This window comes from Mycolicibacterium peregrinum, from assembly GCF_001665625.1.
Taxonomy (GTDB): Bacteria; Actinomycetota; Actinomycetes; order Mycobacteriales; family Mycobacteriaceae; genus Mycobacterium; species Mycobacterium peregrinum_B.
The window spans coordinates 18,660-32,434 of the sequence record NZ_LZSY01000002.1 but is presented as its reverse complement, the minus strand read 5'-3'; the positions used below and the strand labels follow the sequence as shown (position 1 = coordinate 32,434).

13 protein-coding genes are annotated in these 13,775 nt (G+C 65.2%); 9 read left to right on the top strand and 4 right to left on the bottom strand.

Going from position 1 to position 13,775, the window contains the following annotated elements; genetic code table 11:
• Window positions 1–99 precede the first annotated feature (99 nt).
• Entirely contained in the window at window positions 100–717 is a 618-nt protein-coding gene (locus A5779_RS00160) for a maleylpyruvate isomerase family mycothiol-dependent enzyme (protein ID WP_064877781.1), read from the top strand.
• Here A5779_RS00160 and A5779_RS00155 read toward each other — a convergent pair.
• Window positions 714–1,598: a hypothetical protein gene (locus A5779_RS00155; RefSeq protein WP_064877779.1), complete on the bottom strand. Its 885-nt coding sequence runs from the start codon at window positions 1,596–1,598 to the stop codon at window positions 714–716. The two genes, A5779_RS00160 and A5779_RS00155, sit on opposite strands and share 4 nt — an antisense overlap.
• Window positions 1,599–1,655: 57 nt before the next feature.
• The gene (locus tag A5779_RS00150; protein ID WP_064877777.1) at window positions 1,656–2,339 is read right to left on the bottom strand and encodes a VldE C-terminal domain-containing protein; all 684 of its coding nucleotides are present in this window, start codon (window positions 2,337–2,339) and stop codon (window positions 1,656–1,658) included.
• A 259-nt stretch (window positions 2,340–2,598) separates the two neighbouring features.
• Here A5779_RS00150 and A5779_RS00145 point away from each other — a divergent pair, with 259 nt between their 5' ends.
• Window positions 2,599–3,453, top strand: coding sequence for a helix-turn-helix transcriptional regulator (locus A5779_RS00145; RefSeq protein WP_064877841.1), 855 nt, complete (start codon window positions 2,599–2,601; stop codon window positions 3,451–3,453).
• Between the two features lie 154 nt (window positions 3,454–3,607).
• Window positions 3,608–4,735, top strand: coding sequence for a hypothetical protein (locus A5779_RS33930; RefSeq protein WP_064877775.1), 1,128 nt, complete (start codon window positions 3,608–3,610; stop codon window positions 4,733–4,735).
• A 50-nt stretch (window positions 4,736–4,785) separates the two neighbouring features.
• Here A5779_RS33930 and A5779_RS00135 read toward each other — a convergent pair whose 3' ends face one another.
• Complete coding sequence (locus tag A5779_RS00135) at window positions 4,786–5,640, bottom strand: helix-turn-helix domain-containing protein (protein ID WP_082941449.1); 855 nt, start codon at window positions 5,638–5,640, stop codon at window positions 4,786–4,788.
• 186 nt (window positions 5,641–5,826) lie between these two features.
• Here A5779_RS00135 and A5779_RS00130 point away from each other — a divergent pair, with 186 nt between their 5' ends.
• Together A5779_RS00130 and A5779_RS00125 are read left to right on the top strand one after the other, a co-directional pair.
• On the top strand, window positions 5,827–7,281 hold the full coding sequence (locus A5779_RS00130) for a hypothetical protein (RefSeq protein WP_064877773.1): 1,455 nt from the start codon (window positions 5,827–5,829) through the stop codon (window positions 7,279–7,281).
• 284 nt (window positions 7,282–7,565) lie between these two features.
• Window positions 7,566–8,426, top strand: coding sequence for a helix-turn-helix domain-containing protein (locus tag A5779_RS00125; RefSeq protein WP_110776727.1), 861 nt, complete (start codon window positions 7,566–7,568; stop codon window positions 8,424–8,426).
• Between the two features lie 15 nt (window positions 8,427–8,441).
• Here A5779_RS00125 and A5779_RS00120 read toward each other — a convergent pair whose 3' ends face one another.
• Complete coding sequence (locus A5779_RS00120) at window positions 8,442–9,158, bottom strand: GntR family transcriptional regulator (RefSeq protein ID WP_064877771.1); 717 nt, start codon at window positions 9,156–9,158, stop codon at window positions 8,442–8,444.
• A 177-nt stretch (window positions 9,159–9,335) separates the two neighbouring features.
• On the opposite strand from A5779_RS00120, the gene A5779_RS00115 reads away from it, so the two are divergent.
• From A5779_RS00115 to A5779_RS00100, 4 genes are read left to right on the top strand one after another with little or no spacing between them, the layout of a single operon-like run.
• Window positions 9,336–10,313 (top strand): phosphate/phosphite/phosphonate ABC transporter substrate-binding protein, encoded by a 978-nt coding sequence (locus A5779_RS00115; protein ID WP_064877769.1) that lies wholly within the window; start codon window positions 9,336–9,338, stop codon window positions 10,311–10,313.
• Between the two features lie 6 nt (window positions 10,314–10,319).
• The gene (gene phnC / locus A5779_RS00110) at window positions 10,320–11,132 is read left to right on the top strand and encodes a phosphonate ABC transporter ATP-binding protein (RefSeq protein ID WP_064877767.1); all 813 of its coding nucleotides are present in this window, start codon (window positions 10,320–10,322) and stop codon (window positions 11,130–11,132) included.
• Window positions 11,129–12,724, top strand: coding sequence for a phosphonate ABC transporter, permease protein PhnE (gene phnE / locus A5779_RS00105; RefSeq protein ID WP_064877765.1), 1,596 nt, complete (start codon window positions 11,129–11,131; stop codon window positions 12,722–12,724). The genes phnC and phnE overlap by 4 nt, the downstream gene beginning before the upstream one ends.
• A complete protein-coding gene (locus A5779_RS00100; RefSeq protein ID WP_064877763.1) occupies window positions 12,700–13,713 on the top strand; it encodes a zinc-binding dehydrogenase in 1,014 nt (337 codons plus the stop codon). Before phnE ends, A5779_RS00100 begins: the two co-directional genes overlap by 25 nt.
• Window positions 13,714–13,775: the final 62 nt, after the last annotated feature.

Here is a 13,775-nt window from a genome sequence, read left to right as displayed (position 1 = left end):
TTGAGGCGGAACTGCGAATCGGGCGCAAGATCCTGCACGCTCGCCACAGCGTCCGGCCCGACTAGGTTGATCAGAGAACCCTGACGATAGGAGCGGGCCGTGGACTCCGACACGATCTGGCGCAATGTCGATGAACAGCGCGGACACCTCGCGGATCTCCTCGACACCCTCGAACCGCAACAGTGGGCCACGCCGTCACTGTGCGCGGGTTGGACGGTGCGCGAGGTCGCCATCCACATCACGCAGTCCCACGCGAGCATCGGCGAGATGTTGCCCGCGGCGCTCAAGTCGGGCTTCCGGTTCGACGCAATGGTCCGCCGGGCGGCGCTGGAGGGTCCATCCGACCCTGCTGCCATCACCGCACGACTGCGCGCCATGGCGGGGTCGCGTAAACGCCCGCCGCTGACCAAAGAGGTCGACCCACTGCTGGACATCCTGATTCATACGCAGGATATCTGCATCCCGCTCGGGATCGACCGGCCGATGCCCCCAGACGCCGCCGTCGCCGTCGCAGACCGCTTGTGGCACATGAAGTTTCCGTTCGCTCCGCAACGGGATCTGCCGGGCTACCGGTTCGTCGCCACCGATGCCGACTATGCCGTCGGCCCGGAATGGGGCGGCCGGCGTGAGGCCCCCATCCGGGACATCGTGCTGATGTTCTCGCGACGACGCGACGTGCCCGATGCGGAACCCGAGGCCGACGCCGACGCCGACTAACTCGGCCGGGCGGTCGGCGCGTCGTCGTCGAAGAACTCACGCAGGGTGAGGAACCCGCCGTGTCGGTAGGCCTCGTAGGCCCAGATCGCGGCGATGATCGGCAGTGGGCCGAACGCGACCAGCCACCGCGCTGAGGGCGGGACAAGTTCGGCGATCACGTGCGCACTGGGTTGGCCGTCGACCTCGGCGGGGAGCCATTCGTGCAACAGGATGGTCAGCATCCGGGTGGCCTCGAATGGGCCGGCGACCGTGGACAGCACCCAGCTGAGTGAGGCGATGATCAGCGCCCACGGCCAGGCAAGCAACAGCGACTGGTCATCGACGATATCTGCGGCCGAGCGGATCGACTCGGCGATGAACGCAAAACCCAACGCCACCAACAGGACACCGATCTGTGCGGCCAGCAGATCGTCGAGCACCGAGTTGGCCAGTTCGTCCGCGGTCCGCGTCGGTAGACCGAACGCCAACGACAGCAGGCCGGCCAGCAGTGCCAGCAGCATCAGCGCGGAGGTGGAGTCGTCGATGCGCATGAAGGAGTCGGTCAGGATGCGCATCACCAGACGCGAGGAGGACGCCGGCCTGGTCCGGTAGAGGATCATCACCACCAGCCCGGAGATGATGATCGAGATCAGCCAGGCCACCACGGCCGCGCAGATGATCACCAGGGCCAGTGAGCCGATTACGGGGACCAGTTGCTCATTCGCGGTTTCCCCGTTGCGGACCACCAGGAGCGGCACCACACCGATGGCCACCACGCCGAGGGCGCGCACCAGGATCGGCAGGGTGAATCCGGCGATGTCACTCGCGTCGAGGTCAGGATCGCTGCGGCGGATCGCACCGATCTCGGCGCTCATCACCGATCGCGCCCGGCGGAACGACATTCTGCGCGCCACGACGCGAATCTAAACGTCGGGCGCACCCGTGATCGGCCGACACGCTCAGCGCAGGTACTGCTCGCCGCCTGTCGGGTACCCGCCGCCCTTGGTCGTCAGGTGAACGTGGTCGTAGTGCCCGTAGCTGCCGGCTTTCGCGCCGCCGTCCGGCGTGTAATAGGTGCCGCGCCAGATAGCGTCCTGCAACGCGAACCGATCGGCGTTCTTCAAGGCATAGGCGACGATCCGGTTGCCGAGCGCGATGCCTTCAGAACTGCTCGGGTTGGGGATCATCACGTCAAGCGCCAGGCCGTTGGGGTGCCAGCGCAGCGCGTCCGGACGCACGCCGCCGATCTCGCGGATCTGGGGGAAGTCGGCGTGGACGCTGCGGGCGGCCAGGATGGTCTTGACCTGCAGGCCGCGCTCGGGTGCGATGCCGACCGGCAACAGCTGGGGAATGTTGAGGACGCGCCAGCGCGAGGCGGTGCCCGGCTGTGCCTGCGCCGCACTCAACGAGAGGGCCTGTACCGAGGGCGCCGACGCGGGAGCGGCCGATGCGGCCACGATCTCCATGCAGCACTGCGCGGTCTCAGTGGCCGCCGGCTGCGCTATGGGTTTGGAGAGGTGCTCAGCGGGGTACGGATGGGAATCGCCACCGCTGGCGAAGAACGCAGCGACCGGCGCCAGGATTGCAGCCGCAACAGCCGGCAGTTTGCGCTGGCTGGGGCTGGCTAATGCGTGTCGGCCCACACGGGCACCATACGGGCACTTCTGTGACAACGCAGCAACCCCTCCCCCGATCTACGAGTTTCCTCAGAAACGTGTCAAGCATCTACGCGGCGTGTTTCCGCAGGTCATTAGTCACAAATTGGTCACGAACTTAAGAGTTTCCTAAGGCTCACCAGTTCGATATTTCAAGTCGAAAACACCATCTCGTGCACTTCGCCGCCGCTACGCTCCGATCCGGATTGACGCAGCCGCAAGGCGCGCAGGAGGTACGCGGGTGGCAATGACGCTGTGGACCGGCGACCGGCCCCAGACCCGCCGTGTCGTACTCGGCGAGCGGACCATAGCTACCCGCGGACTGTCCCTCAGGTACGCCACCGAGCAGATTCACACCACGACGGATTGGTGTTGCTTCGACGACACCCGCCACCTCGTCTATGTCCACCGGTCAGGGCGCCTGCGCTCCATGGAGACCGATCTGGATTGGGGTCCGTCTGGCCGGGGCGTGCCCAACGTGGGCGACATCTGGGTGGTGCCGGCCGGCGACAAATGCGCATCACTGGTCGTGGGCGACACCGCCGCGTACTGCGAGATCGCCATACCCGAGCAACTGCTCGGCGAGACGACGTTGATTCCGCGCGTCAAGCACCGCGACCCGCTGATCCATCAGATGGTGGAGCGCATCTATGAAGTTGCCGATCGCGACGACGCGCTCGCACGGCTGCTCACCGACTCGGTGGGCGAAACTCTCAGGCTGTTGCTCACCGACATGTACACGGTGGACCCGCCGCAACGCGCCGAGCACCGTCCAGACACCCTGGACGCCGCCACCCGCTCAAAGATCATCGAGTTTCTCGAGGACGGCATGGACTCGGAGATCACTCTCGAAATGCTTGCGCAGCAAGCGAAGATGTCCGTCGGCGCCTTCATCAAGGCATTCCGGGCAGCGTTCCACACCACGCCCTACCAGTACCTGCTCGATCGACGTATCGAACGCGCGAAGTCACTGCTGCTGCACACGACTCGAACCGTCACCGAGATCAGCGCGATGGTGGGGTTCTCGACGCCGAATCATTTCGCCACCGCCTTCCGGCGCCGGGTCGGCATGTCACCCCGCAACTACCGCGACCCTCGCTGAGCAAGGACATCGGCCTCGCCGCGTCAATAATTCAAACGTCGAACAGAATGCGAATGTTGTTCGGCGACTTTCCAGATACCTTCGCGCGGTCAGCAATAGCTGACATCCCGCTGTTGCGAAGGAGACCTTCTTGAACCTCGCTCTACGGCCGTATATGACGGCCGGTGTCGCCTTGGTCGGCGCCGGCCTCATCGCAGTCACCCCGGTGGCCGCGCCCCCGCCCGAGATACAGTCCCACTCGATACAACTCAGTGCGGCAATCGATGACCCCATCGAGGTCTTCTCCCCGGTGTTCACCCAGGCGAGCACCGTGATTCAGAATGCGATCCAAGCCGAGATCGACGATCCGTTCCCCATCATTGTCGGGCTGGCCGGCAAGCTCGCCGCGGACGGCAAGACGCTCGGCGACATCGCCAGTACTCTCGGCCAGTCCTACGCGGGGCTGGTGGCCGGCCTCCCAGGGGCGTTGACGACGTACGCCCAGAAAATCGCAGCCGGAGATTTCACCGGAGCGGTTGGCGCGTTTATGCCCATCGCCATGGGACCGTTCATGACCACGTTCATGCAGCTGATGAACGTCCAGAGCTTCGTGAAAACCCAGTTCGATGTCGCGAGGGATTTGACCGGCGCCGCGATCGTGACCGCATGGTCCCTCGGCCCCGGGCAGCTGCTGTCGGTGTACGGCGTCATCGGCGCGGTAACGAACACGCTCGGCGAGCTCGTAAAGGCAGTGCCCACAGGTGATCCCGGCAAGATCGTCAACGTCATCCAGCACGGTGCCGCGAATATCGCAACGGCGGCCCTCGGCGCTGCCGACTTGTGGAGGTGGTCCCTCGACGACGCACGTCAAAATTTCCGCGACATCCTGAACCCACCGCCGCCGGACCCGGAGGAAGAGTTCCGGACCGCGAAGGTGGTTCCCGATCTGGCGAAGTCCCTACCGGCCGCACAGGCAGTGACGCTCGAAGCACCGTCGGTCGAAACACCGCCGGAGCCGGAACCCAAAGCGGCGACCGAGGTCGTTTCGTCCCCGGAGGCGACGGCGACGACTGAGACGACGCTCGAGACGAAGCCTCTTGTTCGAGACAGCCTCGTCGCGGCGCCAGGGAAACCCGGTCTGAAGACGATGAGGAACGCCCAGGCCCACAAGATTGCCTCAAGCGTGAGCGAACAAGTCTCGGCTACTGCCAACAAGATTGGCGAAGGGATCAAGTCAGCCCTGGGCAAGCCGGCCAATAAGCCGGCAGGCGCATCGGGCGACAGTTCGGGGGATGCCAAGTAGTAGACGCGTCGTTCCCGCCCGGCCTCGGGCGGGAACGCTCGCTCAGGAGATCACGAACGCTGACGGTAGCCGCTGGGTGAGACCCCCACACGCCGCCGAAATGCCGTCGCGAAATGGCTCGGTGTCGAAAACCCCACTGACGAAGCGATTTCCGCGACCGTCTGCGAGGTGGTCAACAGCAGCGACTTGGCCCGATCGATCCGCAGATCCAGCAGGAATTGGTAGGGCGTGGTGTGGAAGGCGCGACGGAAAGCACCGATGAATCCCTGGACCGGCATCCCGGTCAGCCGCGCCAGCGCGTCCAGGTGGATCTCGGAATCCAGGCTGTCGTTGAGGAACTCGACAAGCATCGTGCGAGTTGCGGCATCCAGGGTCCGGAGTTCGCGCTCCTTCGGCGGCGCCTCGGCATATTTGTCCCTGATCAGCAGCCCCATGGTCTCGGCGACAGAGTCGGTGAGCAATCGAGCGATCGCATCATCACGGTCGGCGACGCTGTAGATCTCCTCGACCAAGTGGTGCATCAGCGGATCCCGGTATTTGATGCGGGGAAGCAGCGCGGTGTCGCCGATGGTTCGGCGCGGCAGTGCGATCTCGCAGTATCCCGCGATGTCTCCCTGGACCAGGGCCGCGCAAGGGACCCCGGCGGGTTTCCACCAGACATCCCCCGCCCTCGGCAGCGTTTGCCCGGACGGCCCCCAATCGAGGGCGGTCTGCATCGAATGCATTGCACCACCGCGGTATACGTAAACCAGATGGTGGGTATCGCTGAAGCTGCACCAATCCGTGGGTTCGGATATCCGCTCAGTGCCGAACGTGAACGCCAGGCCACGCGCCGCAACATCCTTCTGCTCCAACACAACGCGTGGGGTCAGCGGCCGGTCCCCATCCCATGGCTTCATACCCATCCGAGCAACCCCCAGGCCACACCATCACGAACGGCGTCAGGGTACGCCCGCCGCCCACCCGAGGCCGGCAATTTGGCCGGAGTAACCACATTTCAGCTGCCCCAGTCGGAATATTTCGAAAGCCAGAAAGAATGTGAATGCGCATCTGCAGTTCAGTCCGTATTTTCGTCCGGTCAGTGATAGCTGATGCCCTCATCTGAACCCAAGGAGACCGAGTTGAACCTCGCTCTACGGCCCTATGCGACTGCGGGGATCGCCCTCGTCGGCGCCAGCGTCATCGCGGCCACGCCCCTCACCCCACCCCCGGAAGTCCACCTGCCAGCACTGTCGTCGCAAGCGTCGGTCGAGCTGTCGTCATTCACCAACCCGCTGGGCACTTGGGCTGAATTACTGACTAAGGCAACCACCAACGCCGAAGCTCTAGGTCAGATAGCGGTCGATAACCCGTTCCCGATCTTGCGACAGATCATCGCCAACCAGACCGCCAACGCATCGAAGCCGATCGGCAGTTTCGATCCTGATTGGCAGCAGGTCGGCGCAGTTGTGCAGCAAATTGTCGCCAATCGGATAGCGAATGCAACGCAAGTTGGCACCATCTTGCAGTCGTTGGCTGCCGCCGCACAGGGCCTGTTGGATCCGAACAACCCCTACTCATCGGTGACCCGACTCCAACTGGCTTTCAACGATCTTTTGGCCGGAGAAGTCGGCGATGCCATCACGTACGCCTGGATGGGGCTTGTCACAGCACCGGCCACCCAGTTGGGATTCAATGCGCTCACACTCTGGGATCCGCTGGTCGCCAGCCCGGCTAGAGACTTCGGGCAGCTCGCCACAGTGCTGCAACTCGGAGACGCCGTCTCGAGCACAGCTACAAACTTTGGCAAATTCGTCGGGGCTTTGCCTGGTCTCGTTGTCATTCCGGGCCAATCGTTCCTCAACGGCATGATGAGCGCCGTCACTACTGCGGTGAGTGATAGCGCTCAAGGCTTTGTGGATGCCGTGAAGGCTGGCGACGCCGAAACTGCGGCGAGTATTGCCATCAACTTCCCGGCTGTGATGGCCGGTGCGGTATTGAACGGATATTCATCCTGGAGCGATAGCGGGTTGCTAGGTAAGTACGGTCCCCTCAATAGCTTCTTGAAAGCAACTGAAGCCGTCGCACGAGCGATCGGAAAGCCGAAGCCGAAGCCACCACTCGCTCTCACACCTGCCGAGGCGTCGACAGTTCCAGACACCTCGGTGGAAACGACAGTGACCCTGCCGGCCTTCCAGTCGCCAACCGCGGCGAAGACCGCGGCTGTACAACCGGATAGTGTCGCCGCCAGCCCGACTGATTCGGCATCAGCTGCACCGGGGACTGCCGCAGCGGATTCTCCAGCGCCGCCTGCGCCTGAGCTGGCCAAAAGAACGGCAGCCCCCCTAGTTCGAGGGAGCGTCATCTCGGTTCCGGGCAAGACCGGCACTCTAGGCGCCACGAGCAAGCGTGCCGACAAAGTCGCCTCAGATGTCCGCGACGGAATCTCGTCCACTGTCAACAAGATTGGCGAGGGCGTCAAGAAGGCGTTCGCCAAGCCTGAGAAGAAGTCGACAAGTAAGTCCACCGACAAGGGTCCCAGCGCCAGCTCGGAGGCTTCCAAGTAGCCGATGCGTCGCCCCTAAGCCACCACCGAGGGGCGACGCATACTCGGCCAGTCACGAACGCCGTAGCGACTGATTTGGCATTGAACTCAAATTGACGCAGCCTGTTCAGCTGGCGCGGCCGTTCCTCCCTGGAGGGAGGTTCCTGCCAGTTGCACACGAGCGTCAAGTGGTCGCCCCGCCTGGGCTGCCATGATTTTGAATCGACACCGCCACTGCACTCGACTCGACCCGCCCACCTACTGCCCATACTGAACGTAGCCGTTAATAACTCAGGAAGTTCACGCGTGGCAACGAATCCGTGGAACGACGACCAACCTCCGAGGCAGCGCATCATGTTGAGCGAGATGCACGTCGCCACCGGTGGCATGTCCGTCAGGTTCGCGACCGAGCAGATCCACTCCACGATCGAGTGGCGCTGCCTCGAGGAGGACCACCACCTGCTGTTCGTGCACCGCGCCGGAAAAGTGCGCTCCATGGAAACCGACTTGGATTGGGGTCCCTCGGGCCGGGTACTGCCCGAGGCCGGCGATACCTGGGTGGTGCCGGCCGGCGACGAGTGCGCGGCCCTGGTCGAGGGCGATACCGTCGACACCTGCGAGATCGCCATCCCTATGCGCCTGCTGAACGCACCGACGCTGGTTCCCCGTATAAAGCACCGCAATCCGCTGATCCATCAGATGGTGGAGCGCATCTACGCCGTCGCTGATTGCGGCGACGCTGCCGCCCGACTCCTCACTGATTCGATGGGCGAATCCCTACGGCTGGTGATCGCCAGCACCTGTACGGAGAACCCTCCTGTCGCGGTCGAGCGCAGGGCCGATACCTTGGATGCGGCCGCCCGCTCGAAGGTCATCCAGTTCCTCGAGGACAGCCTGGACTCTGACATCCGACTGGATACTCTCGCACAGCAAGCCAACATGCCGGTGCCGGTCTTCATCACCGCATTTCGCGCTGCGTTTCACACCACGCCGTATCAGTACCTACTGGACTTACGATTCGAACGCGCCAAGCATCTACTCCGATATACCTCGCGGACGATTGCCGAAGTCAGTGCACTGGTCGGGTTTTCGCGGCCGAGCCACTTCTCCAGTGCATTTCGACGCCGCGTCGGGGTGTCACCCCGCGCCTACCGCGACCGCCGTTGAGCACACAGCGACCTGCTACGGCGCGGTCATCACCGCGGTAAAGGTCATCCGGTCACCCCGGTACAGGGAACGCCGTTGCTCGATCGGGATTCCGTGCTGGTCGTAGGACACCCGGTTGAGCAGAAACATCGGGGTTCGGGTGTCGACGGTGAGCAGGGCCGATTCGCGTGAGTCCGGCAGCGCGGTCTCGATGGTGTCGACGGTCCGCGCGAAATGAACCCCGCGGCTGCGGATCTCGGCGTAGAGCGAGTCGCGGTAGTCGAAGGTTTCCCGCAGGCCCGGGTAGCGGGCGGCGGGCAGCTTCGTGGTCTCCAGCCCGACCCGGATGCCGTCAGTGGTGAGGACGCGCTCGAGCTGCAGGATGGGTGCACCGATGTCGATGGCGAGTTGGCCGGCCAGGATGTCGTCGGCGATGAGATCGCTCCAGCCGACGAGGATGCGCCCACCGCTGCGGCCCTGCTCCTTGACGGCCTCGGTGTAGGACCCCATGGACAGGGGCTGCAGGATCTTGGGCCGGGCGACAATGGTGGTGCGGCCGCGTCGTTCAATACGTCCGGCCAACAACAGCTCTCGCAACGCCTGCCGGACCGTCTCGCGGGCGACGTCGAACCGATCCGCGATGTCTCGTTCCGCCGGGAACGGGTCTCCGACCTCCAGGTCGTCGAGCAGTCGCTCCAGTTGCGCACGGACAAACTGGTGCTTGAGAACCCTTGGTTCTGCACTCGCGGACACCTGCCCACAGTAGCAAGTTTTGGTATAGACCAAGACTTGCCGTGTTGTTAACCTCCTCGCCAACTTTGATGCACCCGCTGGTATAGACCAACCCACAGGGTGTGAGGCAGGGCAGCTGCGCACCCCCGCTCGCGCACTGCCCGTCAAACGTCCCCCGCCCGAAAGGTCTCGCGCGCCATGAAGTTCCGTACCGCTCGCACCTCAGCCCGCATCGCTGCCGTGGCAACCGCCAGCGCCGCCCTCGTCTTGTCCGGTTGTTCGAGCTCCGACAACTCCGACGCCAAGACCGCTCAGAGCTTCCCCGAAACCCTCACCCTGGCCGCGATCCCGGCCGAGAACTCCACCGACCTCAAGGCCAGCTACCAGCCGCTGATCAAGCTGCTGGAGAAGGAGACCGGCTCCAAGGTCGAGTTCGTGCAGGCCTCCGACTACGCCGGGGGGGTGGAGGGCATCATCGCCAACAACGTCGACCTCGCCTTCTTCGGCCCGTTCGCCTACGTGGTGGCCGGCGTCAACGGCGCCAAGGTCACCCCGGTTGGCGCCGTCATCCAGGAGCAGGGCGCCAAGCCCGGCTACCAGTCCTACGGCCTGGCGCGGACGGACGAAGCGAACGTCAACGGCCTCAAGGACTTCGCCGGCAAGAAGGTCTGCTTCGTCGACCCCAGCTCGACCTCGGGATTCCTCTACCCCACTGCCGGGCTGATCGAGGCCGGGGTGATCAAATCCGGATCAGAGGGCGATCTGTCAAAGGCCATGTCGCCGATCTTCGCCGGCGGCCACGACTCCTCCGCCCTGGCGATCGCCAACGGTGACTGCGACGCCGGCTTCGCCTTCGACACCATGGTGGACAAGACCATGGTCGCCAAGGGTGACCTCAAACCTGGTCAGCTCAAGACGGTCTGGAAGTCGGAGATGATCGCCGGGTCGGTGTTCGCCGCCAACGATTCCCTCGGTCCCGAGGCCATCGGCAAGCTGAAGACCCTCTTCGCCGACAAGGTGAACGTGCCCAACCTGGAGGCCGAGGGCTTCTGTCAGGGCGACGCCTGCCGGATCACCGACGAACGCGCGTGGGGATTCGTCCCCGTCGAGGATTCGGACTACAGCGGCGTGCGCCACGTCTGCGACGTCACCGGCTCCGAGAAGTGCAAGGGCTGAGATCCCATGAGCGCGGACGGACCCCATCATTCCGTCGCGGGCGACGATCTCGTCGTCATCGCCCGCGACGTCACCAAACGCTTCGGTGACACCCTGGCCCTCGACCAGGTCAGCCTCGACGTCCGGCGCAGCGAGATGCTGGTGCTGCTCGGCCTTTCCGGGTCTGGCAAGTCCACCCTGCTGCGCTGCCTCAACGGACTGCACCCGGTCACCTCCGGCAGGGTCGAGGTCGGTGGCACCCACGTCGACACCGCCTCGGCCAAACAGCTACGCGCACTGCGCCGCAACGTGGGGTTCGTCTTCCAGCACTTCAATCTGGTCGGGCGGCTGAGCTGCCTGGAGAACGTCCTGATCGGCGGTCTCGGGCAGCTGCGGCTCCCCCGCTACGGCGCCCTGACCTACCCCAAGACGATGCGCGCCGAAGCCCTGACCTACCTGGACCGCGTCGGCCTGGCCGATTACGCCGACCGCCGCGCCGACACCCTCTCCGGCGGTCAACAACAGCGCGTCGCCATCGCCCGCACCCTGATGCAGAAGCCCGGCCTGCTGCTGGCCGACGAACCCGTCGCCTCACTTGATCCCGAAAACGCCGGTGTGGTCATGGATCTGCTGTTCCGGGTCTGCATCGAGGAGAAGCTGACCGTGGTCTGCACGCTGCACCAGGTGGACCTCGCGCTGGGTTGGGCCCACCGGCTGGTCGGCCTGCGCAACGGCCAGAAGATCTTGGACCGGCCCGCCGTCGGCATGACCCGCGACGATGTCATGGAGATCTACCAACGCGTCGACCCCGCAGCCCGTTCGGCGGCCCGGCCCTCGTGAGCACCGACCTGACCGAACGTCCGACCCCGTCCGCACCGCCGACACGCCAGCCCCGGCCGCTACCGAACCTTCTGCACCTGGTCGGCGTCGCCGCGGTACTGGCCACCCTCGTCGCGGCCTGGTCGATCGACTTCGCCCCCGCGACGCTGCTGAACGGGTTCGACGAAGTGATCGCGTTGCTGCAGCGCATGATTCCGCCCCGACTCGACGATCCGGGGCGCATCGGCGGCCTCGCGGTCGAAACCCTGTTGATGGCCGTGCTGGGGACGGTGCTCGCAGCGATCGCCTCTGTGCCCCTGGCTTTCCTGGCCGCCCGCAACACCACCCCGCACCCGGCCGTACAGGCGGTGGCCCGGGGGATCATCACCTTCTGCCGCGCCATGCCGGACCTGCTGTTCGCGGTCCTGTTTGTCCGCGCTCTCGGAATCGGCGTGCTGCCAGGCATTCTCGCGTTGGCCATCCATTCCATCGGCATGCTCGGCAAGGTGTTCGCCGATGCGATCGAGCAGACCGACCCCGGCCCACGGGAAGCGGTCCGCAGCACCGGTGTCGGCTATTTCCGCGAGATGCTCAACGCTGTCGTTCCGCAGGCCATCCCGTCCTGGATCGCCACCTTCATCTACCGCATCGACATCAATCTGCGCATGTCGGTGGTACTCGGCTTCGTCGGCGCGGGCGGCATCGGCTTCGCCCTGCAGGATGCCTTGCGCGGCTTGATCTATCCGCGGGCTCTCGGCATCGCCTGCGTCATCCTGGCGATCATCGCCGCGATGGAGCTGCTGTCGATCGTGATCCGGCGGATGCTGCTGGATTCGGCGCAGTCGAACCCGGCACGCGAGCGCGCCGCCCGGCTCTTCTTCGGCGGTGCACTGCTCGCGACCTGCCTCGCGGCCCTGGCGGTGTTGAAGATCAATCCGCTGTCCCTGATGACCTGGGTGGGCCCGGCCGCCGAGGTGTTCACCCGGATGATCCCGCCCAACTTCTCGGCGCTGGGCGGTGAGTTGTTCGCAGCTGCAGGACAAACCGTCGCCATCGGCGTGGTGTCCACCGCGATCGGTGTGGTGTTGTCGATCCCGGTCGGCATCCTGGCGGCCCGCAACGTCACACCCCACCCGTCGGTCTATTGGCTGGCCCGGGCTTGGATCCTGCTGGTGCGGGCAGTACCCGAACTCATTCTGGCCGTGGTGTTCGTCGCCGCATTGGGGCTCGGTCCCATCGCCGGTACCTGCGCGCTGGCCATCGGCTCCATCGGGTTCCTGGCCAAACTGGTCGCCGACGCGGTCGAGGAGATCGATCCCGGTCCTCTGGAGGCGGTGCGCTCGGTGGGCGGCGGCTGGTGGAAGACGTTGTTCTCCGCCGTGATTCCGCAAGCCATGCCGGCCATGGTCGGGTCGAGCCTCTACCTGTTCGACGTGAATGTGCGGACCTCGACCATCCTGGGCATCGTCGGTGCGGGCGGGGTCGGCTACCTGCTGTTCGAGTCGATCCGCACCCTGAACTTCGACGTCGCCGGTGCAATCGTCCTCGTCATCTTCGTCATCGTCTACGCCATCGAAAGGTTGTCCGGATGGATCCGATCCCGCCTCGTGTGACGATGGCCGCCGTCTGGACCGGCGCCGGTGTCGACGTGCGGACGGTGCCTATTCCCGCGCTCGGCGCCGGTGAGGTCCTGGTCCGGGTGCGGTTGGCCACGGTGTGCGGCAGCGACCTGCACACAGTCACCGGCCGGCGTCCCGCCGCCTGCCCGTCGGTTCTCGGTCATGAGGCCGTCGGCGACGTCGTCGCTGCCGGTCCGGGTGCGGATATCCAAGTCGGGCAACGCGTTATCTGGTCGGTGACGGTGGCCTGCGGTGAGTGCCCACGGTGCAGGTCGGGTCTTAGCGCCAAATGTCTGTCGGTGCGCAAGGTCGGCCACGAGCCGTTCGACGGGGACTGGGCACTGTCGGGTTCCTATGCCGCACATGTGGTCCTGCCGCGCGGCACCACCATCGTCGTGGTCCCCGACGCACTTTCCGATGCCGTCGCCGCACCCGCGGCCTGCGCGACCGCGACGGTGATGGCCACCCTGGAAGCTGCAGGCGAACTGGGCGGCCGTCGAGTGCTGATCGGCGGGGCGGGCATGCTCGGCCTTACCGCAGTCGCGGCCTGTGCAGACGCCGGTGCCGATGTGCAGGTGGTCGATCGCAATGCCGACCGCCTGGCGTTGGCGACGGGATTCGGTGGCCGCGCCTCCGATGGTGGGCGGGTCGATGTGGCGATCGACTACACGGGTTCCTCGGCAGCCGTGGCGGATGCGTTGGGACGCCTCGACATCGGCGGCACCCTGGTGTTGGCCGGATCGGTCACCCCCGGACCGCCGCTTGCGGTGGATCCGGAAACTGTTGTGCGGCAATGGCTGACCATCACCGGCGTGCACAACTACGAGCCCAGACACCTACACCGGGCCGTGGAGTTCCTCGACCGCACGCGCGAGCGCCATCCGTGGGACGCGCTCGTCGTCGCGCCGGTGCCGCTGAAGCAGATCGCGTCGGCATTGCATTCGCCCCCGCCCGGCAAGCTCCGGACGGCAGTCTGCCCTTGACCGGCGACCGGGTCGCCTTGCAGCGCCGAAAGTCACGCTGGAGTGGCGCTCGAAGTCGAGCG